Source organism: Neisseria sp. P0021.S006 (assembly GCF_051956895.1).
In genome coordinates this window covers 1-732 of sequence record NZ_JBQCWZ010000690.1, presented here as the reverse complement: position 1 = coordinate 732, position 732 = coordinate 1, and the positions used below count along the sequence as shown (strand labels likewise).

The following is a 732-nucleotide window of genomic DNA, read 5'->3' as shown; positions in this document are numbered from 1 at the left end:
CTCGGCATACTGGCCGTCTGAAAGTTTTTCCTGTTTGATGTGCCAACGGTTTTTCACTTCGGAAGCCGTCCATAAGCCTACTTTGTTGTAGTAGAACAAAATGCTTGCCGCTAGCGTTTTCATATCGCTGTCAGGCTTGGCACTGCCGATACTGCGGCCGATACGGTTGTTGCGCTGATCAACCGCTTGGTCGGCAAGGTAGCGGCTGAAGTAGTCATCTTTACCTTCACGCAATTCCATATCCGTCAGACGCGCATTACCTGCTTTTTCTGCAATAATGCTGTCGAATTTGGAAGCAATCGCCGCCTGCCACAATGCTTGGCGTACGGCATTGACTTGTGTTCCCCTGCTGTCGCCGTTTGCTTTGTCATCCAAACCTGAACGCTCGGCAAAGCGTGTGGCATTGCTGGTCATATTGATTAAACCTTCGTCTTCCATGCCGATAACTTGGGCGGCTACGGGATGGTTAAGCGCGAATTGAGCCATTTTACTGCGACGGCTTTGATCTTCCTGATACGATTGACAGCCGGACAATACCAGCATGCCGAGAACGGCGCATTGAATGTGTTTTTTAATATGTTTCATGATGTAACTATCGATATTATTGTGTGAGTTCAACTTCTTTGTTTAACATAGAAACGCCCGTAAGCGCAAATTAATTTCCATACGGACAAATCGGCGCATAAATGGCTATTTTATAATAAAAATAAGGCCGTCTGAAAACTTTCAGAC

The 732-nt window shown here is 46.4% G+C and carries 1 protein-coding gene; it reads right to left on the bottom strand.

All coding sequences use genetic code 11. From position 1 onward, the window contains the following. The coding region (locus ACTHUM_RS16500; RefSeq protein ID WP_440403495.1) for a DUF6973 domain-containing protein at positions 1-585 on the bottom strand (585 nt) is incomplete at its 3' end. Positions 586-732 lie beyond the last annotated feature (147 nt).